Source organism: Actinomadura sp. NEAU-AAG7, assembly GCF_018603865.1.
GTDB lineage: Bacteria > Actinomycetota > Actinomycetes > Streptosporangiales > Streptosporangiaceae > Spirillospora > Spirillospora litoris.
Map to the genome: position 1 here is coordinate 668,748 of NZ_JAHFZY010000004.1, position 21,496 is coordinate 690,243.

At 73.0% G+C, this 21,496-nt stretch carries 20 protein-coding genes; 15 read left to right on the top strand and 5 right to left on the bottom strand.

Going from position 1 to position 21,496, the window contains the following annotated elements; genetic code table 11:
- The first annotated feature begins 18 nt into the window (after positions 1-18).
- The 6 genes from KLI87_RS22005 (at position 19) to KLI87_RS22030 (ending at position 3,211) form a co-directional block, all read left to right on the top strand.
- Positions 19-654, top strand: a complete 636-nt coding sequence (locus KLI87_RS22005) for a hypothetical protein (protein ID WP_214618462.1) — start codon at positions 19-21, stop codon at positions 652-654.
- A 29-nt stretch (positions 655-683) separates the two neighbouring features.
- A complete protein-coding gene (locus tag KLI87_RS22010) occupies positions 684-1,160 on the top strand; it encodes a DUF6301 family protein (protein ID WP_214618463.1) in 477 nt (158 codons plus the stop codon).
- Positions 1,135-1,620 carry a hypothetical protein gene (locus tag KLI87_RS22015; RefSeq protein ID WP_214618464.1) on the top strand — a complete coding sequence of 162 codons (486 nt, stop codon included), beginning with the start codon at positions 1,135-1,137 and terminating at the stop codon, positions 1,618-1,620. Before KLI87_RS22010 ends, KLI87_RS22015 begins: the two co-directional genes overlap by 26 nt.
- Before the next feature lie 9 nt (positions 1,621-1,629).
- Positions 1,630-2,016, top strand: a complete 387-nt coding sequence (locus KLI87_RS22020; RefSeq protein WP_214618465.1) for a hypothetical protein — start codon at positions 1,630-1,632, stop codon at positions 2,014-2,016.
- A complete protein-coding gene (locus KLI87_RS22025; protein WP_284734166.1) occupies positions 2,016-2,828 on the top strand; it encodes a DUF6177 family protein in 813 nt (270 codons plus the stop codon). The genes KLI87_RS22020 and KLI87_RS22025 overlap by 1 nt, the downstream gene beginning before the upstream one ends.
- A gap of 92 nt (positions 2,829-2,920) precedes the next feature.
- Positions 2,921-3,211, top strand: coding sequence for a Fe-S cluster assembly protein HesB (locus KLI87_RS22030; RefSeq protein WP_214618467.1), 291 nt, complete (start codon positions 2,921-2,923; stop codon positions 3,209-3,211).
- A gap of 80 nt (positions 3,212-3,291) precedes the next feature.
- On the opposite strand, the gene KLI87_RS22035 is transcribed toward KLI87_RS22030, so the two are convergent.
- Positions 3,292-3,432 carry a hypothetical protein gene (locus KLI87_RS22035; RefSeq protein WP_156215776.1) on the bottom strand — a complete coding sequence of 47 codons (141 nt, stop codon included), beginning with the start codon at positions 3,430-3,432 and terminating at the stop codon, positions 3,292-3,294.
- A 33-nt stretch (positions 3,433-3,465) separates the two neighbouring features.
- On the opposite strand from KLI87_RS22035, the gene KLI87_RS22040 reads away from it, so the two are divergent.
- From KLI87_RS22040 to KLI87_RS22065, 6 genes are all read left to right on the top strand, one after another.
- Positions 3,466-4,116: an MBL fold metallo-hydrolase gene (locus tag KLI87_RS22040; RefSeq protein ID WP_214618468.1), complete on the top strand. Its 651-nt coding sequence runs from the start codon at positions 3,466-3,468 to the stop codon at positions 4,114-4,116.
- The gene (locus KLI87_RS22045) at positions 4,113-4,766 is read left to right on the top strand and encodes an HAD family hydrolase (protein ID WP_214618469.1); all 654 of its coding nucleotides are present in this window, start codon (positions 4,113-4,115) and stop codon (positions 4,764-4,766) included. The genes KLI87_RS22040 and KLI87_RS22045 overlap by 4 nt, the downstream gene beginning before the upstream one ends.
- A gap of 154 nt (positions 4,767-4,920) precedes the next feature.
- Positions 4,921-5,124, top strand: a complete 204-nt coding sequence (locus KLI87_RS22050) for a PspC domain-containing protein (protein ID WP_214618470.1) — start codon at positions 4,921-4,923, stop codon at positions 5,122-5,124.
- Between the two features lie 93 nt (positions 5,125-5,217).
- Positions 5,218-8,424, top strand: coding sequence for a hypothetical protein (locus KLI87_RS22055; RefSeq protein WP_308166118.1), 3,207 nt, complete (start codon positions 5,218-5,220; stop codon positions 8,422-8,424).
- Positions 8,425-8,484: 60 nt separating this feature from the next.
- Entirely contained in the window at positions 8,485-9,579 is a 1,095-nt protein-coding gene (locus tag KLI87_RS22060) for a winged helix DNA-binding domain-containing protein (protein WP_156215780.1), read from the top strand.
- A gap of 66 nt (positions 9,580-9,645) precedes the next feature.
- The gene (locus KLI87_RS22065) at positions 9,646-10,197 is read left to right on the top strand and encodes a hypothetical protein (protein ID WP_214618471.1); all 552 of its coding nucleotides are present in this window, start codon (positions 9,646-9,648) and stop codon (positions 10,195-10,197) included.
- Here the strand turns inward: KLI87_RS22065 and lysX are convergent.
- On the bottom strand, positions 10,194-13,481 hold the full coding sequence (gene lysX, locus KLI87_RS22070; RefSeq protein WP_214618472.1) for a bifunctional lysylphosphatidylglycerol synthetase/lysine--tRNA ligase LysX: 3,288 nt from the start codon (positions 13,479-13,481) through the stop codon (positions 10,194-10,196). The genes KLI87_RS22065 and lysX overlap by 4 nt on opposite strands.
- Positions 13,482-13,666: 185 nt before the next feature.
- Between lysX and KLI87_RS40250 the strand changes: the two genes are divergently transcribed.
- From KLI87_RS40250 to KLI87_RS22085, 3 genes are read left to right on the top strand one after another with little or no spacing between them, the layout of a single operon-like run.
- Positions 13,667-15,634, top strand: coding sequence for a serine/threonine-protein kinase (locus tag KLI87_RS40250; RefSeq protein WP_250904081.1), 1,968 nt, complete (start codon positions 13,667-13,669; stop codon positions 15,632-15,634).
- Positions 15,635-15,688: 54 nt separating this feature from the next.
- Complete coding sequence (locus tag KLI87_RS22080) at positions 15,689-17,404, top strand: serine/threonine-protein kinase (protein ID WP_214618473.1); 1,716 nt, start codon at positions 15,689-15,691, stop codon at positions 17,402-17,404.
- A 22-nt stretch (positions 17,405-17,426) separates the two neighbouring features.
- Positions 17,427-18,776, top strand: a complete 1,350-nt coding sequence (locus tag KLI87_RS22085) for a serine/threonine-protein kinase (RefSeq protein WP_156215783.1) — start codon at positions 17,427-17,429, stop codon at positions 18,774-18,776.
- An 11-nt stretch (positions 18,777-18,787) separates the two neighbouring features.
- Here the strand turns inward: KLI87_RS22085 and KLI87_RS22090 are convergent, their stop codons facing one another.
- The 3 genes from KLI87_RS22090 to KLI87_RS22100 form a co-directional block, all read right to left on the bottom strand.
- A complete protein-coding gene (locus KLI87_RS22090; protein WP_214618474.1) occupies positions 18,788-19,393 on the bottom strand; it encodes a two-component system response regulator in 606 nt (201 codons plus the stop codon).
- Between the two features lie 89 nt (positions 19,394-19,482).
- Positions 19,483-20,148: a response regulator transcription factor gene (locus KLI87_RS22095; RefSeq protein ID WP_214618475.1), complete on the bottom strand. Its 666-nt coding sequence runs from the start codon at positions 20,146-20,148 to the stop codon at positions 19,483-19,485.
- Entirely contained in the window at positions 20,145-21,443 is a 1,299-nt protein-coding gene (locus tag KLI87_RS22100) for a sensor histidine kinase (RefSeq protein ID WP_156215784.1), read from the bottom strand. The genes KLI87_RS22095 and KLI87_RS22100 overlap by 4 nt, the downstream gene beginning before the upstream one ends.
- Between the last annotated feature and the right edge of the window lie 53 nt (positions 21,444-21,496).

Here is a 21,496-nt window from a genome sequence, read left to right on the forward strand (position 1 = left end):
GGCCCGCTCGCTGAGGAGTTGAGCGAGGTCGCTCGGCCCTGGAACCTGAATTTCAAAGAGATCTCAACGGCGGTGGCCGAACTCCGCGGCACATCGGAGGAGACCCTTGTGGCGCTGAGCTCTCTTGACGCGCTACTTCGATTCCATGAGCGGCATGAGGCGGCGGCCGCAGCCGCCGATGACGCATTCCCCTTGGCCGATCGCATTTACTGGATCGCCTACGAGAGGGACCTGCTGGAGGCGATGCCGACGCTGGCCGACCTCACGTGGCCCAAATTCCACCGCTGGGCGGCGGGATTCTCTCCGAGTGACATTGACATGGCCTGGGAGGAGCCGCCGGAGGAGTTCGTTCGGTCGTTCGGCTGGAGCTGGACCATGTCGATGACAGAGTATTCTACCAACGAAGTCACAGAATGGCTGGTCAAGCAGTTCAGGAGCGCGGCGGACCACGAGCTGCTGGAACGGTTCCTTGTTCTGCTGAGCGAGCATGCGCCGAAGGCCGACGCGTTCGGTGAGACTCTGGTTGGGGCCATGGCGCGCGCCGGTAACAAGAGCTCTCTGCCGTACTTGAGCCGCCTCGCGGCGAACGCCGAGGCTTCGGCCAAAGTGCGGGAAGAGGCCGAATATTGGCTCGACTACTGCACCCGCACCTGACCCGTGGCCCTACGGATCTGAGCGAGGCCATGAGCGTTCCTACTCGGCTGGATGATGGTCAGATCGTCGACTTGGCGCGGCAGTTGCTCGGGCTTCGCTGGTCGTGGCGCGGCACCGAGGTCGGGGGGCTGGTCCGCGATTTCGGGTGGACAGTGGAGATCGCGGACGAGGGCGGGGTCGAGTTCGATATCGGCCTCGGCGTGGCCACCGCGGACGCCGATATCGATGAGACCGGCAGAGTCAGCGGATTCGTGATTCCGATCAGCGGATACGGGGACAAGTCACCGGAGTCCCGAGCCTGGCTGCAGGACCTTTTCGCCCATGCCTCCCGCGTTCTTGTAGAGGCTCTCGGCGAACCGACCAAGCGATCGCCCGGAAGGTACCCTGAGGTCCGCTGGCGGGACGATCGGGCGACCCTCGCTGTGACTCGCAATTCCATGGTCGTCGAAGTGACCTACGCTTTGAACGAGTATTTGGATTTTGCTGAGCGGTACTCGGTCGAGTAGGTCTGGGGGGCGTATGGGGTGGGATGAGTTCGCGGAGGCGCTGGCGGAGGAGCTCGCCGTGTTTCCGGCCGGGGCGCTTGTGGTGATCAAGGAGGCGGCCGAGCCGCGGTTCGCTCGGTATGTGCAGTTCGCTCAGCGGGACGCGGAGTTGGACGCCGGGGTCGTGGCGAACTCCTTTCTGGAGGAGGCGGCGCAGTGCTCCCCGGAAGGGGAGCGGGTGATCGCGGAGGCGGGGTGGCGGACGCGGCAGCCGACCGTCGGTCATCAGGAGTGGTGGTACGCGCTGCCCTGGCCGGCTTCGTCGGGTGAGTATCGGCGGCTGACCGGCATGATCGTCACGGCCTTTCGGGAAGGGTACGGGATCGCCGACCCTGGTTCCTGGCGTTATCGGGCGTGGAATGAGAGGGAGTGGAACCAGGCGATCTCGCTTTCCCGGCTCGGGCTGGAGCGGTATGAGTGAGGGGCGGGGATGAGCCGGGACCTGGTGGTTCTGGGGCGGGTCGAGCCGGGGGACGCGGCGTTCGGGGCGGCGCTGGAGGCGGCGGGAGAGGGGCTGCTCGCCTCCGGTGCCGGCGGGGTGCTGAGGCTGTGGGACGAGGCGGACGGGCGGCTCGTGTTCTCCGTCGAGCCGCCCGTACTGGTGGAGACGGAGGGCGAGCCCGCGCGGGTGCTGGGGCCCGAGGTCGCCCATGTCACGCCGCCCGTCTGGTGGGTCGAGGTGCGGGCGGTCGAGGACGTGGACGGGGCAGAGGTACGAGCGACGCGGTTCGCGGCCGAGCTTTCACTTCAGGTCGACGGCTGCCTGTGGTGCGACGATCCGGGATATGCGGAGCGGGCGGGGTTGAGGGGGCGCTGATGCATCCGGCATTGGATGTGATGACCGACAGGTCCGGGGTCGTCGTCCAGGGGCGGAGGGTCATCTCGCTGTCGGTGCGGATGGCCGAGGCGGTCAGGTTCTGCACCGAGACCGAGCGGGAGCTGGTCGTGGCGGGCGGGGCGAACAGTCGTTTGACGCTGCCCATGCGGCTGGCGCTGGGGCCGAAGGCGCGGTGGGCCGTCAAAGGTGGCGGCGGGGGCTACTACGACGGGCTTAGCGGCCTGTCGCTGGAATGGGACGGGCACGCGTTCGTGCCCGGGAGCGAGACCCATCCGGAGTTCGCGAACAGAGAGGTCGACGGGCTCCAGTTGCTGGTGAGCGGAAGCGTCCTGCACGAGGCGTCCGAGGGGCTGGTCGTGGGCGGGTTCGCGGAGGCGGTGTGCCGGTTTCTGAGTGGGGAGCCGCCGTGGGGGTGGGGGGCGAGTGAGCCCGCTGGGTCGCCGTGGCGTCAGCGGGGGGTGACGTCGTTCTGCCGGGGGCGGGCGCCTCGGCGGGCGTGGGTCGTGTTCGTGGGGGCTTCGGTGGTCGGGGTGCTGGAGGTCGAGCGGACGGCCTCCGGGGTGCGGGAGGCGGTCGCGCTGGGCGCGGGGTGCCGGGAGGTGCCGGAGCTTGGGGGGCTGGTCGGGGAGGTGGCGTCGCGGTACGGGTTGGTGTCGTTGACGGCGCAGGTGTGTCCGGGGCCTGGGGATCTCACCAGTGTTCCCTGGTTCTGCGGGGCGCCCTCGCCGGTGGGGATCGGGGTGCCCGCCCACGTGGCGGGAAGCGCGGAGTGGGCTTGGGCGAGGTCGTAGGAAAGAGTTGGGGGGCGGATGTTTGCCGGTAGGGGGAGCGGGGAGGGTGGGGCAGATCCGATCCCGAACGAATGAGACGTGAGGAGCTGATCGTGCTCACGCTGACCAGCGGTGCCGTCCAGGTCATACGTACCGTCACCGCCAACCCCGAACTTCCGCCGGACACCGGGATCCGCATCGAGTCAGGGACCGATGGTTCGGACGCGCTGCGCCTCTCGGTGGCGCCCGCCCCCGAGGCGGGTGACCAGGTCGTCGAAGAGGAGGGCGCCAAGGTCTACTTGGAGCCGGCCGTGGCCGTCATGCTCGATGACAAGAAGCTCGACGCGCAGGTCGACCCGCAGGGGGATGTGGCCTTCACCATCGCGGAGGGCACCGAGATCTGAGGCCGCGTCCTGGTCGCCCCGTTCGACCAGGACGGAGGTGAGACCGGGGTGCCGATCGCGCGGGTCGGCGTCCCGGTCTCTCATTTCGCGGCCAGCACCGCCACGGCGACCGCGAACGCGAAGGCGGCCAGGGTGAGGACCAGGAACGCGCCGACGACCGCGCAGGCCAGGCCGCGTGGCTGGTCGCGCCAGTTTCGGCGGCGCTCTTCCGGGGAGGTCACGCCACCAGTGTGTCACCGTGGAAAGATCGGACGATGCGTCTCACCAAGCTCGGCCACGCCTGCGTCCAGATCACCAGGGACGATCGGACGATCATCATCGATCCCGGGTCGTTCAGCGGCGCCGCCGGCGCGCTCGCCGCGTCGGACGCCGTCCTGATCACGCATGAGCATTTCGACCACTTCGACGCCGACGGCCTGCGTGAGGCGATGGCGAGGCGTCCCGCGCTTGAGGTGTGGACGTCCCGGGTCGTCGCGGAGAGTCTCGCGGACCTCGGTGGGCGTGTTCACCAGGTCGGGCATGGGGACGCGGTCACGATCGCCGGTTTCGACGTCCATGTCTATGGCGAGGAACATGAGATCCTGCACCCTGACGTTCCGCCTATCCCGAACGTGGGTTTCCTCGTGGACGGTGAGGTCTTCCATCCGGGGGACGCGCTCACCGTGCCGGGGGAGCCGGTACCGACGCTGTGCCTTCCGGGGAACGCGCCGTGGATGAAGATCCCCGAGTTGTATTCGTATGCGCGGGCGGTGCGTCCCGAGCGGGCGTTCGTGGTCCATGACGGGTTGCTGAACGACATCGGGCTCACGGTCATGGGGAAGCACGTCAGCGCGGCGGGCGAGGAACTGGGCAAGGACTTCCGCCGGTTGCAGCCGGGCGAGTCCGTCGAACTGGGCGCGGCATGATCCGGGCCGTCTTCTTCGACATCGGGGAGACGCTCGTCAACGAGGGCGAGATCTACGGCCGGTGGGCCGACTGGATCGGGGTTCCGCGCCACACCTTCCTCACCAAGCTGGGCGCGCTGCTGGCCACCGGCGGCGACCACATGGACCTGTTCGAGCATTTCCGTCCGGGGTTCGACCTTGAGGTGGAGGAGAAGCGGCGCGCCGAGGCCGGTGTGCCGAACGGGTTCGGCCCGGACGATCTCTATCCGGACGCGCGGGCGTGCCTGTCGGCGCTCCATGACCAGGGGCTCTACGTCGGGATCGCGGGCAACCAGCCGGTGGAGGCCGCCGAGCGGATGGCGGCGCTCGGCCTCGCCGCCGACGCCATCGGGATCTCGGACGTGTGGGGGATCAGCAAACCGTCCCCGGAGTTCTTCGAGCGCTGCGCCCGGCTCGCGGGCACGCCCCCCGAACACGTTCTTTATGTCGGGGACCGCATCGACAACGACGTCAGGCCCGCGCTGAAGTACGGGATGCATGCGGCCTTCCTACGGCGCGGCCCTTGGGGGCACATCCAGAAAGACGATGATGCCCTGAGTAAATGCCTGTTCGTCCTGGACGATCTGGACGTCCTCCCAGAGCTGGTCGCCAGGCACAACGCGGCCCCCTAAGGGAGATCCCCTAATCCGGGAGTAGGGCGCTGAACGACCCGAACGGCCGATGTGGGCGGGCGTGCCCGGTTCGTAGCGTGGGGTATGTGGCCACCGAGGCCACGGCCGCGGAACACGCGGCCGACCGCCATCGAATCGGGGAGAGAGAAAGCCCATGAACGGCCTTTACCGTCCGCGCCACGGCAGGATCATCGCGGGTGTCTGCGCCGGTCTGGCGCAGCGGTTCGGCATGTCGGCCTGGACGGTCCGGATGCTGGCCCTGCTGTCCTGCCTGCTGCCCGGACCGCAGTTCGTCGTCTACCTCGTCCTGTGGGTGATGCTGCCCAGCGAGGACCGCTACGTGGCCCGCACGCACTAGCGCACCGCATGATCATCGGTGGCTCTTGGCCCCGCCCGTCGCTGGGTGTTAGATCGTGGCACACCGTTCCCCAGTGGGAGGGAAGGAGCCGCGGTGCCGGACGAGGGCCCGGGGATGACCGGCGAGGGCCCGGGGGCGGGTGCCGAGCGGGCGGCTCGCCTGCTCGGATACCTGCGTGACCTGGCGCGGGCGCGGCTGCGGCCCGCCCGCGAGCTGGCCGAGCACGACCAGGTGCACTGGCTCGCCGAGCTGCCCGGCGACGTCTATGTGGAGGCCGACGCCGGGCCCGGCGACGTGCTGTTCAGCGTGCCGGTCATCCCGCTGACGCCTCCGGCGGTGCTGGAGGAGTTCGACGGCTGGCTGGCCCTGCGGCACTGGTACCGCGTGCTGCGCGACCTGGCCGAGCAGGAGCCGGGGCGCGGGCAGGAGGTGGTCCTCGCGACCGGCCTGCTCGCCTGGGGGCCGGACGGCGGCGACCCCGTCCACGATCATCTGCTGAACACGCCGGTGCGGGTCGTGGTGGACGAGCGGACCGAGCGCGTCGACGTCGTCCTCGCCGGGCCCGCGGCCATCCGCGACCGCGAGCTGCTCGCGGGACGCGCCGAGCGGGCCGGGTGGGTGGCGGACGCGGTGCAGGCCGGGCAGGGCTTCGGGCTCAACGCCTCGGTCGGCGACGTCCTGCGGAAGTGGTGCGCGGAGACGTTCCGGGAGCCGGTCGACTACCGGGAGGACTGGCTGCCCGAGCCGGAGGGGCCGCTGCCGCCGGTGCCGAGGCTGCGGCTCGCGCCCGCGCTGGTCGTCCGCCCGCCGGGGCGGGGCGCCGTCGCCGACTACCACGCGCGGATGATCGGGATGCTGGCGCACGGGACCCCGGTCCCGGAGGGCCTCGCCCGGTTCATCGCGCGCGGCGGCGGGCAGCTCGTCAAGCACGTCGAGGAGGCGGATCCGCATACGGTCCGGGACTTCCTCGCCGGGGTCCTCGTCCTCGGCATGCGGGTGCTGGTCGCCACGTCCGGCGCGACCGCGTCGGGCGCGCTGCGCGCCGCGCTCCCGCCGGGGCTCGCGGCGCTCACGGTCGCCGACCCGGCCGCCGCCGCCGGGGTGGCGGAGGCGATCCGCGCCGGCGCGGATCCGAAGGCGGACCAGGCCGCGCTCGCCGAGCGGGAGGCGGTCACCGAACGGGAGGTCGCCGGGCTGCGCGAGCGGCTCCGGGAGGCGGAGGCGACCGGCGCGACCGATCTCGGCTCCGGCTACCGGGGCGGACGCGGCGAGCTGGCGCGGCGGCTGCGCGCCGAGGCGCCCGAGCTGTCGTGGATGCCCGTCCGGGCGGAGCTGCCGCCGGTGCCGCCGATCTCCCGCGCCGAGGCGGCCGAGCTGATCGTGCTGCTCGCGGAGGAGACGCCCGCGCGCAAGGCCCGCACCGCGCAGCGCGACGTCGATCCCGGCGCGCTGCCGAGCCCCGCCTACGTCCGGACGCTGTTCGAGGCCGAGGCGGCGGCGGCCGAGCGCGCGGCGCGCTCGGAGACCGACCTGTCCCGGCGCCTGCGCGGCTTGGACGTCGCGCTGCTCGCCCGCCTCGACGGCGCCGCCTCCGTCGTCGCCGCCGCGCTCGGCGATCTCGGGCTGGGCGGGCATCCGGGCGGCTGGAACCCCGCCGACCTCGCCGTGCGCGCGTTCGGCGACGCGCTCGCCCAGCACCGCCCGCTCGTGTGGACGCGGGTCGCGGAGATGGCGAACCGCGCCCAGTGGGCCGGACGCGCGGTCGCGGGCATGGCCGGGCACCGGATCGAGCTGCCGCCGGAGGCGCACCTGCGCAAGCTGGCGACGATGGCCCAGGACCTGCGCGGCTACCTCGCCGACGGCGGCAGCCTGCGGCGCGGTCCGCTGCGCCCGGCGGTGCAGCGGCAGGCCGAGCCGCTGCTGACGGGCGCGAGCGTGGACGGCGCCGCGCCGACCACCCCGGAGCTGCTCGACCTCGTCTTCACCGAGGTGATGGTGCGGATGACCTGCCAGGAGCTCCAGTACGTGTGGGAGGCGGCCGGGATCTCCTTCCCCGCCGACCCGCCGCTCGCCGACCGCGTCGCGCGCTTCGTCCGCGCGCACGCGCGCCTGGCCCGGGTCCGGGACGCGATTCCGGCGGTCAACGAGACCGCGGACCTGCTCGCGCATGCGTCCGTGACGATTCCGCTGAGCCATCCGATGCAGTGGCACGCGTACGTGTCCGCGCTGCGGAGCGCGATGGAGGGCCTGGCCGTCAACCGCGCCCGCGCCGACCTCGACGCGCTCCGCGACTCCATCGGACCCGTGGACGGCGACGACCCGCCCGAGCTGGCCCGCGCGCTCGCCGCCATCGACGCCCGCGACGCGGCCGCCTACGGCCAGGCGCTCGGCGCGCTCGCCGAGGGACGGCACGCGCGGGCGCTCCAGATCCGCTGCGAGGAGTTGCTGAAGCGGGTGCGCGCCGTCCATCCCGACCTCGCGAACCTGCTGGTCGCGACCGACGGCGACGCGAGCTGGCAGGCCCGCACCGGGCGCTGGGACGAGGCGTGGGCCTGGGCCAGGGCGTCGGCGCGGCTCGCCGAGACCGTCCCGTCCCCGGCGGAGGAGCGGCTGCGCGCGACGCTCGCCGAGGCCGAGGAGCGCCTCCGCACCGCGCGGGACGAGCTGGCCTCCGCCCGCGCGTGGGCGGCGCTCCGGCCGACCCGGTCGAGCGACCCGGCCGAGATCGTCCCGGGGTGGATCCTGCCGCTGTGGCGCGTGCCGGACGCCCTCGCGCCGCGTCCCGGGTCGTTCGACGTCGTGATCGTGGACGGGGAGCACGGCGCGGGCGCCGAGGCCCTGTTCCTGCTCTGGCTCGCCCCCCGGGTGATCCTCGTCGGCCCCCCGGGGCCGGAGCTCCCCGTCCCTGAGGGACCCGTCCCGGCGACACCGCTTCCGGACGTCCTGGACGGCAGGATCACGCCCACGACCCCGCTCTTCGAGGCCCTGACCTCGGAGCCCGACCGGCCCGAATCCCTCCAGGCGGCCTCCCCGGAGCCGGTGCCGGAACAGGAACCGGAAGCGGAAACGTCCGTCCCCGAGCAGCGGCCGGAGCCCGTCCGGCGCGGGCGCTCGATCGTGAGCTACAAGCGCCCCGAGCTGGTCGAGCTGGTCGGACGGATCGCCGCGCGCGAGCCGAGCCTGACCGACGAGCAGCTCATCGAGCTGGCCACCCGCCTGCTCGCCTGCCCGCCCGACGAGGCGCTCCTGGTCGGCGCGCGGCTCCGCTACGCCGTGGAGGTGTTCCGGGAGGGCCAGTAGTGGAATAACTCGTTCCGTTCCGATAATATGGAACGGAACGATTTGTTCCCAGGAGGCCCGATGCCGCGCACGATCGACCAGCGCACGCTCAACCGCACGACGCTGGACCGCCAGTTGCTCCTCGCCCGCTCCGCGATGCCGCCGCTGAGCGCGGTCGAGCGCCTCGTCGCGCTCCAGGCGCAGGACCCGAACCTCCCCTACTACGGCCTGTGGTCGCGCCTCACCGGCTTCCGCCAGAAGCAGCTCACCGACCTGCTCCACGACCGCTCGGTGGTGCGCTCGTCGATCCTGCGCGGAACCCAGCACGTCGCCGCCGCCGACGACTTCCGCTACATCCGGCCGCTCGTCCAGCGGAGCATGCTCGGCGCGCGGCAGGCGGCGTTCGGCCGCGTCACCAAGGACTGGGACCTGGACGAACTCGCCGCGCGGACCCGCGAACTGCTCGCCGGGCGGACGCTCACCCGCCCCCAACTGGCCCGGGCCCTCGCCGAGATCTGGCCCGGCCGCGACCTCCAGGCGCTCGGCTGGTCGGCGCAGGCGCTGGTGCCGGTCGTCCATCCGCCGCCCAGCGGGACCTGGAACACCTGGGGCGCCACCCCGTTCGCGCTCCCGGAGGACTGGATCGGAGAGCCCCCGCAGACCGATCCCACCCCCGACCGGCTCATTCACCGGTATCTCGCCGCATTCGGGCCCGCGTCGGTCAAGGACTTCCAGATGTGGTCGGGCATGCGGCGGATGGACGCCGACTTCGACCGCCTCCGCCCTGACCTTCGCGTTTACCATGACGAGAACGGCGTGGAATTGTTCGACCTCCCCGACGCCGCATTGGTGGAGGACGCCCCCGCCCCCATCCGTTTCCTTCCCGACCTCGACAATCTCCTCCTCGCCTACGCCGACCGCACCCGCGTCATGACCGCCGAGCAGCGCGCGATCATCTGCGTGGGGGCGTGGGTGAAGGCGACCGTGCTCGTGGACGGCCGCACCCACGGGATCTGGAACCTCAAGCACGACCGCAAAGCGCGGCACGCGGCGCTCACCATCGAGACCTTCGCGCCGCTCCCGGACGAGCCGTCCGTCCGGGAGGAGGCCGGGGCCCTGCTGCGATTCGCCGCCCCCGACTCCGATCACGAAATCCGCATAACCCCGCTCCGGTGATCGGGCCACCGAACGGTCTGCCGAATCGGCCGACGAATGTCATGGGGAGTCGGTAGAAATGTCCGTGTGACGGGATGGGACGAGGAGGCGATGGCGCGCCTGCGGGCCGCCGCGCGGCGCGGCGACGGGGCCGGCGGGCTGGCCGCGCTCGGCGACCGCCCGCTCGGGCCCGTCCTCCAATACGCGGGCGACGTGCTGGTCGCCGCGCTGACCGAGGGGCGCCCGGCCGGCGAGCAGGCCCGGCGCGTCCTCGCGGAGCTGCGCGAACGCGACCTTCCCGGCGACGCCGAGCTGGCCGACGAGGTGGCGGCCGCGCTCGGAACCCCGCGAACCGGCGAGCCCCTGACACCCCTCCCGGTGGATCTCGGCGCGCTCGCCGCCGCCCTCGACGATGACGAGCCGCACCTCCTCGACCTGCACCGGGGCGACGTCCTCCCGGCGGTCGACCTGGCGGACGACCCCGCGTTCGACATGGCCGGCCCCGCCTACGACCCCGACCGCTGGCTCCTCATCCAGCCCGGTCAGCCCGCCTGCGACAGCACGGAGGAGGCCCGCCGCGCGCACGCCCGCCACTGGCTGGCGGCCCAGGGCCACCGCCCGGCGCCGAGAACCCTCTAGGAACCCGGCCGCACGAGCGGGAACGGGATCGTCTCGCGGATGCTGCGCCCCGTCAGAGTGATCAGCAGCCGGTCGATCCCCATGCCCATCCCGCCCGCCGGAGGCATCGCGTACTCCAGCGCCCGCAGGAAGTCCTCGTCCAACTCCATCGCCTCGGGGTCGCCCCCGGCCGCCTGGAGCGACTGCTCGGTGAGCCGCTGCCGCTGGAGGATCGGGTCGATCAGCTCCGAGTAGGCGGTGCCGAGCTCCAGCCCGAAGACGATGAGGTCCCACTTCTCCGCCAGGCGCGGGTCGTCGCGGTGCGGACGGGTCAGCGGCGACGTCTCGGCCGGGTAGTCGCGGACGAACGTCGGCTCCGTCAGCTCCTCCTCGACCAGCGCCTCGAACAGCTCCTGGACGACCCGCCCCTGCCTCCAGGCGGGGTCGAGGTTCAGCCCGGCCCGCTCGGCGAACGACCGCACCTTCGCCGCCGCGGTGTCGGGGGTGACCTCCTCGCCGAGCGCCTCCGACACCGACCCGTAGACGGTGATCTCCCGCCACGGCTGCGCCAGGTCGTGCTCGACGCCGTCGCGGACGACGACGGACGTGCCGAGCGCCGCCTTCGCCGCGTCCACGACCAGCGAGCGGGTGAGGTCGGCCATCGTGTCGTAGTCGCCGTAGGGCTCGTACGCCTCCAGCATCGTGAACTCGGGGTTGTGCTTCTGCGAGACGCCCTCGTTGCGGAAGTTGCGGTTCAGCTCGAAGACCCGCCCGACGCCGCCGACCAGCAGCCGCTTCAGATACAGCTCGGGCGCGATCCGCAGGTAGAGCTGCATGTTGTAGGCGTTGATGCGGGTGGTGAACGGACGCGCCGCCGCCCCGCCGTGGATCGGCTGGAGCATCGGCGTCTCGACCTCCAGGTAGCCGCGCGCGCGCAGGCCGTCCCGGACGGCGGCCACCGCGTCGCCGCGCATCCGCAGCATCTGGCGGGCGTCGTCGTTGACGATGAAGTCGACGTAGCGCTGCCGGACGCGGGCCTCCGGGTCCGACAGGCCCGACCGCTTGTTGGGCAGCGGGCGCAGGCACTTGGCCGTCAGCCGCCACTCATCGGCGAGCACCGACAGCTCGCCGCGCCGGGACGTGACGACCTCGCCCGCCACCCCGACCTGGTCGCCGAGGTCGATCAGCGACTTCCAGTACCCGAGCGACTCCTCGCCGAGCGCGTCGGCGGTCAGCATCACCTGGATGTCGGCGGTCTCGTCCCGCAGCGTGACGAAGATGAGCCGTCCGTGCTCGCGGGCGAGGACGACACGCCCGGCGATCGCGACGTGCTCGCCGGTGCGGGTGTCGGGCGCCAGGCACGGGAACCGGTCGCGGACGGCGGCGGCGAAGTCGGCGCGCTCGAACGACAGCGGGTAGGGCTCCATGCCGCAGGCGCGGATCTGGTCGAGCTTGGCGTGCCGCACCCGCTCCTGCTCCGACAGCCGCCGCTGCGGCGCGCGGGCCGACTCGGCGGCCTCCTCGATCTCCTTGATCCGGTCGACCAGGCCCATCGTCGGCACCATCGCGGCGGCGCGGTCGAGCTTCGGCCGGTTGAAGCTCGGCAGGAAGCCCTCGGCCCGCGCGTAGGCGAGCCCGAGCCGGATGATGTGCCGCCCCTGCTGGTAGCAGATGAACCGGGGGCGCCAGTGCGGCAGGTATTTGGCGTTCGCCAGGTACAGGGACTCAAGCTGCCAGAACTTCGACGCGAACGACAGGAACCGGTAGTAGGCGCGGGCGACGGGCCCGGCGCCGATCTGGGAGCCGCGCTCGAACGCCGAGCGGAGCATCGCGAAGTTCAGCGAGAGCTGCTGCGCGCCGACGGCCGCCGCCTTCTCGGCGAGCTTGGCGACCATGTACTCGTTGAGCCCGTTCTCGGCGGCCCGGTCGCGGCGCATCAGGTCGAGGGACAGGCCCGTCCGCCCCCACGGGACGAAGCTGAGCAGGCCGCGCAGCTCCCCCTCGGCGTCGAACGCCTCGACCATCACGCAGCGCCCGTCGGTCGGGTCGCCGAGGCGGCCGAGCGCCATCGAGAAGCCGCGCTCGGTCTCCTCGCCGCGCCAGGCGTCCGCGTTGCGGATCAGCTTGGCCATCTCCCAGCCGGGGATCTGCGAGTGCCGCCGGATCCGGACCGTGTACCCGGCCCGCTCGACCCGGCGGACGGCCTGGCGGACCTGCCGCATCTCGCGTCCGTCCAGGTTGAAGTCGGTGAGGTCGATGATGGCCTCGTCGCCGAGCTCCAGCGCGTCGAACCCGTGCCGCCGGTAGATGTGCGCGGCGCGCTCGCCGACGCTGACCGCGCCCGGGATCCACGCGTGCGCGCGGCACTCCCCGAGCCACGCCTCGATCGCCTGGTCCCACGACTCGGGATCGCCGAGCGGGTCGCCGCTGGCCAGCGAGACCGAACCCTCCACCCGGTAGGCGATGGCCGCCTTACCGTTCGGCGCGACGATGATGTCCTTGTCGCGGCGCAGTGCGAAGTAGCCGAGCGAGTCCTGGTCGCCGTACTCGGCGAGCAGCGCGCGCGCCGCGAGCTCCTCCGGCGGGTTCAGGACGGGGTCGCGGCGGCCCGGCTTGAACAGCGCCCAGAACGTCCCGACGAACAGCCCGGTGCCGAGCACCCACAGGATCACGTCCACGTAGAACGGGACGTGCACGTCGATCGGCTTGCCCGTGACGCGCGGCCCGAGGACGGTCTGGGTGATCGCGTAGACCGGGTGCGTCCAGAAGTCGCCCTTGGCGTTGCGGTCGGTGACGGTGACCAGGAAGGTGCCGATGCCGCAGGTCACGATCAGCAGGCAGGTGAAGACGATCGCGGCGAGCCGCCGGTTGGCGCGGTCGGGCAGCGTGGTGAACTGCCCGCGCGCGGCGACCAGCAGGCCCAGCACGGCGAGGTACACGCTCGCGGTGACGATCAGGCCGACCGGGGTCGGCCGGTCGGGGTCGAACAGCGTGGTGAGGACGCCGGTGACGCCGAGCGCGGCGGGCAGGCAGAACATCAGCACGAGGATCCGCCAGGCGGCCTTCTTGCGCCGCCGCACGCCCATGGAGAGCAGGATCCAGACGAGCCCGACGGGCACGCTGGGGAACCAGCCCAGGTAGCCGATCCAGCGCAGCGCCCAGATGTCGGCTATCTCAAGGATGAGACCATAGGAGACCCACGCCAGCAGTGACAGGATGCCGGAGAGCCGGGTGTACCAGAAGAAGATCGTCGGCGCGGCCTGGATGAGCCGCCGCCACTCGCCGGTCACGCCCTTCTCCGGCATCGTCCCCCCGTCGGCACGCTGTGCAACTCTCTTATTTGTACCGGGTGTCACGTCGATCACGCTTCCGTCCGCACTCCCTCGCCCTGTGGCGAACCGCGGAGTGGTGCCGGGCGTCGTACGGGTAGGGGGTTGTGGCTTGCAAGCTCGGTCCAAGGTTCTCAGTAAAAGTCGATATGGTCGCGGATATGCCAAATGAACCCGGGGAGCGGTTGCTCGCCCGCCGCTACCGACTGGTAACCCAGGTCGGCCGAGGCGGCATGGGGACGGTCTGGCAGGCACACGATGAGGTCCTCGGTCGTGACGTCGCTGTGAAGGAGGTCATCCTCCCGCATGGTCTCACCGATGAGGAGCGTGCCGTCCACCACAAGCGGACCTTCCGCGAGGCGCGCACGGCCGCGCGGCTCGGCCATCCCGGGGTGGTGACCGTCTACGACGTCGTCGAGGAGGACGACCGCCCCTGGATCATCATGGAGCTCATCCGCGCGCGCTCCCTCGACCAGGTGATCAAGCAGGAGGGGCCGCTCGAACCGCGCCGCGCCGCCGAGATCGGCCGGCAGATGCTCGCCGCGCTGCACGCCGCGCACGAGGCCGGGGTGCTGCACCGCGACGTCAAGCCCAGCAACGTGCTGGTCACCGGCAGCGGCGGGGCGGGCGACCGGGCCGTGCTCACCGACTTCGGCATCGCCACCGCCGCCGGCGACGCCACCCTCACCCAGACCGGGCTGGTCATGGGCTCGCCCGCCTACATCGCGCCCGAGCGCGCGCGTGGCCGCGTCGCCGGGCCCGCCTCCGACCTGTGGTCGCTCGGCGTCACGCTGTACGCGATGCTGCACGGCAAGTCGCCGTTCGAGCGCCCCGAGCCGATGGCCGCGCTGGTCGCCGTCATCTCCGAGGCCCCCGACCCGCCCGAGAAGGGCGGACGGCTCGTCCCGGTCATCGAGGGCCTGCTGCACAAGAACCCCGACCAGCGGATGGGCGCGATCGAGGCCGGGGCGCTGCTGGACGACATCGTCCGCCAGGAGACCGTCGACACCCAGCGCACGATGGCCGTGGAGTACCCGGTGGAGGCGCCCGCCGCGCAGACGCGGGTGACGCCGATCCCGGAGCTGCCCGACGTCCCCGACACGCCCGAGATCCAGGAGGTGTCGGCCCCCGACAACGCGCGGCCCGACCAGCTCACCCGGTTCGACCCGGTCAAGAAGCCCGCCAAGCCGCACCGCCCCCGGCCCGCGACCTCTCCTCAGGGCGCTCCGCCGACCAGGGCGAGGGGGCCGGCGGGGCCGGGCGACACCGCGCACGACGAGCCGCGCCCGGACACCACCGTCCTGGACGACTCCACCCTGGCCGCCGCGGCCGGCGCCGTCGCCCCGGCGGGCAGCGACACGTCCTGGCAGGCGGGGCCGCCGACGCGTCCGGCGGGCGCCGTCCACCAACCGCCGCCTCCGCCCGGCGCGCCCGAGGCACCCGGACGCCCCGCGATCCCCGCGCTCGCGCTCAACCGGAACGCGCTCATCATCGGCGTGGTCGTGCTCGTCATCATCGTGGTCATCGCCGGTATCGCGATGGCCAGTTCGGGCGGCGGCTCGGACGACCCGGACGAGAAGGGCGCGCGGCCGGCGCCGAAGTCGCAGAGCCCCTCGCCGTCGGCCCCCGCGACCTCGGCGAAGCCGAGCGGCACGCCGAAGCCGACGCTGCCCGCCGGCTTCCGGATGCACCACGACCGCACCGGCTACGCCGTCCCCGTCCCGGACGGGTGGAAGGGCCCCGAGCGCAAGACCGGCGGCGACTTCTTCTACTCGCCCGACCGCGCCGCCTACATCCAGATCGACCAGACCGACAAGCCGGGCGCGAGCGCGATCGACGACTGGCGCAGGGCGGACTCCGGCGGCCCCGGCTTCCCCGGGTACCAGAAGATCAAGATCGCGCCGAGCGGCGACCAGCCGCCCGTGCGCGACACCGGCTCCGGCGACCGGTCCGCCGACTGGGAGTTCACCTTCGACGGCGACGGCGGGCGGCTGCACATCCTCAACCGCGGCTTCGTCGCGAACGGGCACGGCTACGCGATCCTCGTGCGCGCCCCCGACGGCGGCTGGGGCGAGCGGTTCGCCGCGCTCCAGCCCGTGTTCCGGTTCTTCGAGGCCGCCAAAAAGTGAACTCAGGATCGGTGTATGCCGATCTGTTAGGTGAGATCGGTAGGGTCGCGACACATGTCGGACGGGGAACACGCGGATCACACGGACGGACGGCTCCTGGCCGGCCGGTACCGCCTGTTGTCGGTGGTCGGGAGCGGGGGGATGGGCACGGTCTGGCGTGCCCGCGACGAGACCCTCGACCGCGACGTGGCGGTGAAGGAGGTCGTGCTGCACGCCTCCCTCAGCGCCGAGGATCGCGAGAACCGGCACCGCAGGACGCTGCGCGAGGCGCGCGCCTCGGCGCGGCTGAACCATCCGGGCGTCGTGACGGTCCATGACGTCGTCGACGAGGACGACCGTCCGTGGATCGTCATGGAGCTGGTGCGGGCCCGCTCCCTCCAGGACGTCATCGACGAGGACGGGACGCTCCCGCCGGGGCGCGTCGCCGACATCGGCAGGCAGGTGATCGGCGCGCTGCGCGCCGCGCACGCGATCGGGATCCTGCACCGCGACGTCAAGCCCGCCAACGTGCTCGTCACCCCCGACGACCGCGCCGTGCTCACCGACTTCGGCATCGCGCAGATGGCGGGCGACGCGACGCTCACCAACACCGGGCTGATCATGGGCTCGCCGGCGTACATGCCGCCGGAGCGGGTCAACGGCGAGCCCGCGACCCCCGCGTCCGACCTGTGGGCGCTCGGCGCGACGCTCTACGCCGCCAGCGAGGGCCGCGCGCCGCACCACCGCAGCGACGCGATGGCGGTGCTCGCGGCGGTGATGACGCAGGAACCGCCGCCGCCGCGCAACGCCGGGCCGCTCGCGCCCGTCCTCGCGGGGCTGCTGCAGCGCGACCCCGTCCGGCGGCTGAGCGCCGACCAGGCGGAGGAGGCGCTCGCCGCGGTCGCCTCCGGCCACGCGGCGAGCCAGGCCGCCGCGCAGATCGCGATGCAGGCCGGCGGCATGGGCGGGACCGCGGCCGACCGGCACTGGAACACCGGCACGGCGGTGGACGACGGGGCCACGCTCGCCGCGCCCGCGACCCCGGCCACCGGCATGACCGACCACTACGCCACGCCTACGGGCGGTCCCTGGGCCCCCGCCGGGCCCACCGCGACCGGACCCGCGCCGAAGCGCCGGTCGAGGCTGCCGATGATCCTGGGCGCGGTCGCCGTCGTCGCGCTCCTCGTCCCGGTGGGGATCTTCCTGTGGCCGGACGGGGCGTCCAGCGGCGGTCCGGACGCCACCGGCTCCTCACCGGTCCCCAGCCCGCCCGTCAGCACGGGCGTGAGCGACCTCACGCAGTCGAGGCCGTCCCCCACGCCGCCGACCCCGACGGTGCCGGGGTCGACGCGGCTTCCGGCGGGGCTCACCCGTTCGAGCGGCCCCGGGTACACGATCGGGGTGCCGGACGGCTGGAAGCGCACGGTGGACGGCACCCGCTCCTCGTGGATCGATCCCGCGTCCGGCGCCTACGTCCAGGTCGACCGGACGCCGTGGACGGGCGACCCCTACGACCACTGGGTCGCCTGGGAGCAGGAGGCCCGCGCCGACGGCAAGCTCCCCGGCTTCCAGAAGATCGGGATCACCCGGACGACCGTCGGGTCGCTGCCCGCCGCCGACATCGAGTTCCTGTGGTCGCGCCAGGGCGGCACGCGGGCCCGCGACCGCGGCGTGATCGCGAACGGGACCCCGTACGCCGTGATCGTGGCGCTCCCGGCCGCCAGGTGGAACGACCGGACGGCACTCGTGAACAATGTGCTCGACAGTTTCCGCCCCGCCGGGGCGGGATGAGCACCAGGGAGACCGTTCAGGAATGGCAGCAGAGGCGCGTCTGCTCGGCAACCGCTACCGGCTCGACTCGGTGGTCGGCCGCGGCGGCATGGGCACCGTGTGGCGCGCCTACGACGTCATGCTCGACCGCGAGGTCGCGGTCAAGGAGGTCGTCCTCCCGCCGGGGCTGAGCGAGGCGGAGCGCGCCGTCCTGTACGAGCGGACGTTCCGGGAGGCGCGGGCGTCGGCGCGGCTGAGCCACCCGGGCGTCGTGATCGTCCATGACGTGGTGGAGGAGGCCGACCGGCCCTGGATCGTGATGGAGCTGGTCAGCGCGCCGTCGCTGCAGGACCTGCTCGACCGCGGCCCGATCGGGCACCGCCGGGTCGCCGAGATCGGCCTCCAGATGCTCGCGGCGCTGCGGCACGCCCACGAGAAGGGCATCCTGCACCGCGACATCAAGCCCAGCAACGTGCTGATCACCGACGCGGGCCGGGTCGTCCTCACCGACTTCGGCATCGCGCAGATGGAGGGCGACGCGACGCTCACCCAGACCGGCCTGGTCATGGGCTCGCCCGCCTACATCCCGCCGGAGCGCGCGCAGGGCGAGCGGGCGGTGCCCGCCTCCGACCTGTGGGCGCTGGGCGCGACGCTGTACGCGGCCGTCGAGGGCCATTCCCCCTACGAGCGCTCGGACGCGATGGCCTCGCTCCAGGCCGCGCTCACCGAGCCCGTCCCGCCCGCGCGCAACGCGGGGCCGCTGGCGCGCGTGCTGGACGGGCTGCTGGCGCGCGAGCCGGTGCACCGGATGACCGCCGCGCAGGCGCAGCCGCTGCTCGTCCAGGTCGCGACGCTGCCCCCGGCCCCGATGACCTCGGCGGACGCGACCGTGTTGGACGAGCCGTCCGGCCGCTTCCCCGCCCGGCCGCGGGGCGGGCGGGAGGACGAGGCCGCCGACACCGTCCTCGACCCGAGCGAGATCGAGGCGGTCACCCGGCGCGAGGGCACGAACCAGCACTTCCCCGGCCCGGCGGCCCCGCCTCCGAACCCCGGCAAGGGCGACCCCGAGCCGAGGACGCTGCTGGAGACCGACTGGGCCCCGCCCCCTCCGGTGAACCCGCACGCCGCCCCGCAGACGCCGCCCCCGTGGGAGCAGCCGCGCCAGGCGGCGAACTGGCAGCAGCCCCCGCCGCCCCCGACCGTCGACGACGGCGCCCGGCACGGCCTGGACGAGCGCCGCAGGACCGTGCTGATCGTCACGGTCGCGGTGATCCTGGTGATCGTGGCGGTGCTGGCCGGGGCGTTCATCCTGCGCCAGAAGCTCCACTCGGGCGCCATGGACGCGACGCGCGCCCCCCGGACGTGGGTCGTGACGCCCGGCCCGGGGATCTGACGCGGGCGGGCTCAGGAACCGGCGGTGAGCGCGTCCAGCGCGAGGCGCAGGTCGGCGACGTGCTCCTCAAGGCCGCCGGGCCCGCCGTCCGAGCGCAGCCGGGCGACGTCGTCCTCGACGAGGGAGAGCCGCTCGTCCAGCGCCTTGAGGAGCCGCTCGGAGCCCTCGAAGCCCTCGGTCCCCTCGGCGAGCGTGGTGCGCAGCAGCGCGGCCTGCCGCCGCAGCTCCGCGGTGCGGTGGTTGAGGTCGACGAACACCTGCACCTTCGCGCGCAGCAGCCACGGGTCGAACGGCTTGGTGAGGTAGTCGACGGCGCCCGCCGCGTAGCCGCGGAACGCCTGGTCGCGGGCATCGCCCGCGGCGGTCAGGAAGATGATCGGGATGTCGCGGGTGCGGGGCCTGGCCTTGATGTGCCCGGCGGTCTCGAACCCGTCCATCTCCGGCATCACGACGTCGAGCAGGATCAGCGCGAAGTCGTCGTTGAGCAGCTCCTTGAGCGCGTCCTGACCCGAGGAGACGGGGACGACCTCCACCGGCAGCGCGTCGAGCACGGCCGCGAGGGCGGTCAGGTTCTCCTCGCGGTCGTCGACGGCCAGGATCCTCGTGGCGTTCGGCACCGCACCCTCCGCATCGGTGACCTGCTACGCGTCCCACCTTGTCACGCCAGTGCGGACGACGACAGTCAATCGCCCCAGAGTGACGATTTCTAGGGCAGCCAACCGGGCTTGACGAGCCCCGACTCGTAGGCGAACACGACGAGCTGTGCGCGGTCGCGGGCGCCGAGCTTGACCATCGTGCGGCTGACGTGCGTCTTCGCGGTCGCCGGGCTGACGACCAGCCGCGCGGCGATCTCCTCGTTGGACAGTCCCTCGCCGACCAGCGCCATCACCTCCCGCTCGCGGTCGGTGAGCGCGTTCAGCCGGGGCGAGGGCGCGGGCTCCTTGGCCCGGGTGGCGAACTCGGCGATCAGCCGCCGGGTCACGCTCGGCGACAGCAGCGCGTCCCCGGCCGCCACCGCCCGGACGGCGTGGATCAGCTCCACCGGCTCGGTGTCCTTGACGAGGAAGCCGCTGGCGCCGCCGCGCAGCGCCTCGAACACGTACTCGTCCAGCTCGAACGTGGTGAGGATCACGATGCGGGCGCCGTCCAGCCGGTCGTCGGCGGCGATCTGGCGGGTGGCGGCGAGCCCGTCCAGGCCCGGCATGCGGATGTCCATGAGGATCACGTCGGGACGCAGCAGCCGCGCCTGCCGGGCCGCCTCCGCGCCGTCGCCCGCCTCGCCGACGACCTCGATGTCGGCCTGGGCGTCCAGCAGCGCCCGGAAACCGGCCCGCACCAGCGCCTGGTCGTCGGCCAGCAGGACCTTGATCACCGTGCGCCCCTCTCCAGCGAAGCCTCGTCCGCCGAACCGTCTCCGGAGCCCTCCTCCAGCGGCAGCCGCGCCACGACGCCGAACCCGCCGCCGGACCGGGGCCCGGCGTCGAACGTGCCGCCGAGCGCCGCGGCGCGCTCGCGCATGCCCCGGATACCGCTGCCGCCCGGACGGTCGTCCAGCAGGGCCGCGCCCCGCCCGTCGTCCTCGACCCGCACCTCGATATCGCGTTCACCGTAGGCGATGCGGACCCGCGCCGTCACCGGCCCCGGCCCCGCGTGCCGCGTGACGTTGGTGAGCGACTCCTGGACGATCCGGAACGCGGCGAGGTCGGTGCTCGCGTGCAGCGGCCGGCGCTCGCCGGTGACCTCGGTCTCCACCCGCAGCCCGGCGGAGCGGGCGCGGTCGAGGAGGTCGTCGAGCCGGTCGAGCCCGGCGGTGGGGGAGCGCGGCGCGCTCTCGCCCTGCGCGCGCAGCGCCCCGATCACGCCGCGCATCTCGGTCAGCGCCTCCTTGCTCGCCTCCTTGATCGCGGCGAGGGCCGTCCGCGCCTGCTCGGGGTGCTCGTCCATCAGGTGCAGCGCCACGCCCGCCTGCACGTTGATCATCGAGATGTTGTGCGCGAGGACGTCGTGCAGCTCGCGGGCCATCCGCAGCCGCTCCTCGCTGGCCTGGCGGCGCTCCTCCTCGGCGCGGACGCGGGCGGCCTCGGCGGCCTTCTGCCCGCGCGCCCGCAGCAGCTCGGCGGTGATCAGCACGACCAGCGCCCAGCCGATGACGAAGATCGTCGAACCGAGGGTCGGCCGCTCCACCGGGAAGAGGCGGCCGGGCTCGCCGCGGTCGCTCTCCGGGACGCCGATCAGCATGGTGAGGCCGAAGTAGGCGGCCAGCCCGGCGCCGGTGCCCGCCCAGGCCGCCGTCCGGTGCCCGGCCGTGACCGCCGCGAACAGCGCGACCGCGAGCGAGAACGGCGCGGGCCCGTAGGTGTAGGCGCGCAGCAGGTAGAGGCCGGTGACCAGCGCGGTACCGGCCAGCGTCGCCACCGGGTCGCGGCGGCGGAACAGCAGCAGCGCCGGACCGGCGAGCAGCAGCCCGAACCCGAGCGCGTCGAGGTCGGTGTGGCCGAGCGCGTGGCTCGTCCCCAGATCATGGGTGCCGCCGTGCCTGCGCGGCGGCCCGTTCTGCGCCGCCAGCGACCCCGCCACCTGGACGAACGCCAGGAACAGCGGGACGACCCATACGGGCCACCGGGCCGGGCTCGGCAGCCGCGGCCCGTGCGGCGGAGAGGTGCTCATGTCAGCACGTTAGGACACCGATGGGCGAATCCTCGTCGGCTGGGGGGAGTCAG

Excerpts from the sequence above, each read along its gene's own strand:
- lysX (WP_214618472.1), bottom strand. The coding sequence starts at position 13,481 with ATGCCGGAGAAGGGCGTGACCGGCGAGTGGCGGCGGCTCATCCAGGCC.
- KLI87_RS22020 (WP_214618465.1), top strand. The coding sequence starts at position 1,630 with ATGAGCCGGGACCTGGTGGTTCTGGGGCGGGTCGAGCCGGGGGACGCG.
- KLI87_RS22060 (WP_156215780.1), top strand. The coding sequence starts at position 8,485 with ATGCCGCGCACGATCGACCAGCGCACGCTCAACCGCACGACGCTGGAC.
- KLI87_RS22025 (WP_284734166.1), top strand. The coding sequence starts at position 2,016 with ATGCATCCGGCATTGGATGTGATGACCGACAGGTCCGGGGTCGTCGTC.
- KLI87_RS40250 (WP_250904081.1), top strand. The coding sequence starts at position 13,667 with ATGCCAAATGAACCCGGGGAGCGGTTGCTCGCCCGCCGCTACCGACTG.
- KLI87_RS22010 (WP_214618463.1), top strand. The coding sequence starts at position 684 with ATGAGCGTTCCTACTCGGCTGGATGATGGTCAGATCGTCGACTTGGCG.
- KLI87_RS22045 (WP_214618469.1), top strand. The coding sequence starts at position 4,113 with ATGATCCGGGCCGTCTTCTTCGACATCGGGGAGACGCTCGTCAACGAG.
- KLI87_RS22040 (WP_214618468.1), top strand. The coding sequence starts at position 3,466 with ATGCGTCTCACCAAGCTCGGCCACGCCTGCGTCCAGATCACCAGGGAC.
- KLI87_RS22080 (WP_214618473.1), top strand. The coding sequence starts at position 15,689 with ATGTCGGACGGGGAACACGCGGATCACACGGACGGACGGCTCCTGGCC.
- KLI87_RS22100 (WP_156215784.1), bottom strand. The coding sequence starts at position 21,443 with ATGAGCACCTCTCCGCCGCACGGGCCGCGGCTGCCGAGCCCGGCCCGG.
- KLI87_RS22085 (WP_156215783.1), top strand. The coding sequence starts at position 17,427 with ATGGCAGCAGAGGCGCGTCTGCTCGGCAACCGCTACCGGCTCGACTCG.
- KLI87_RS22050 (WP_214618470.1), top strand. The coding sequence starts at position 4,921 with ATGAACGGCCTTTACCGTCCGCGCCACGGCAGGATCATCGCGGGTGTC.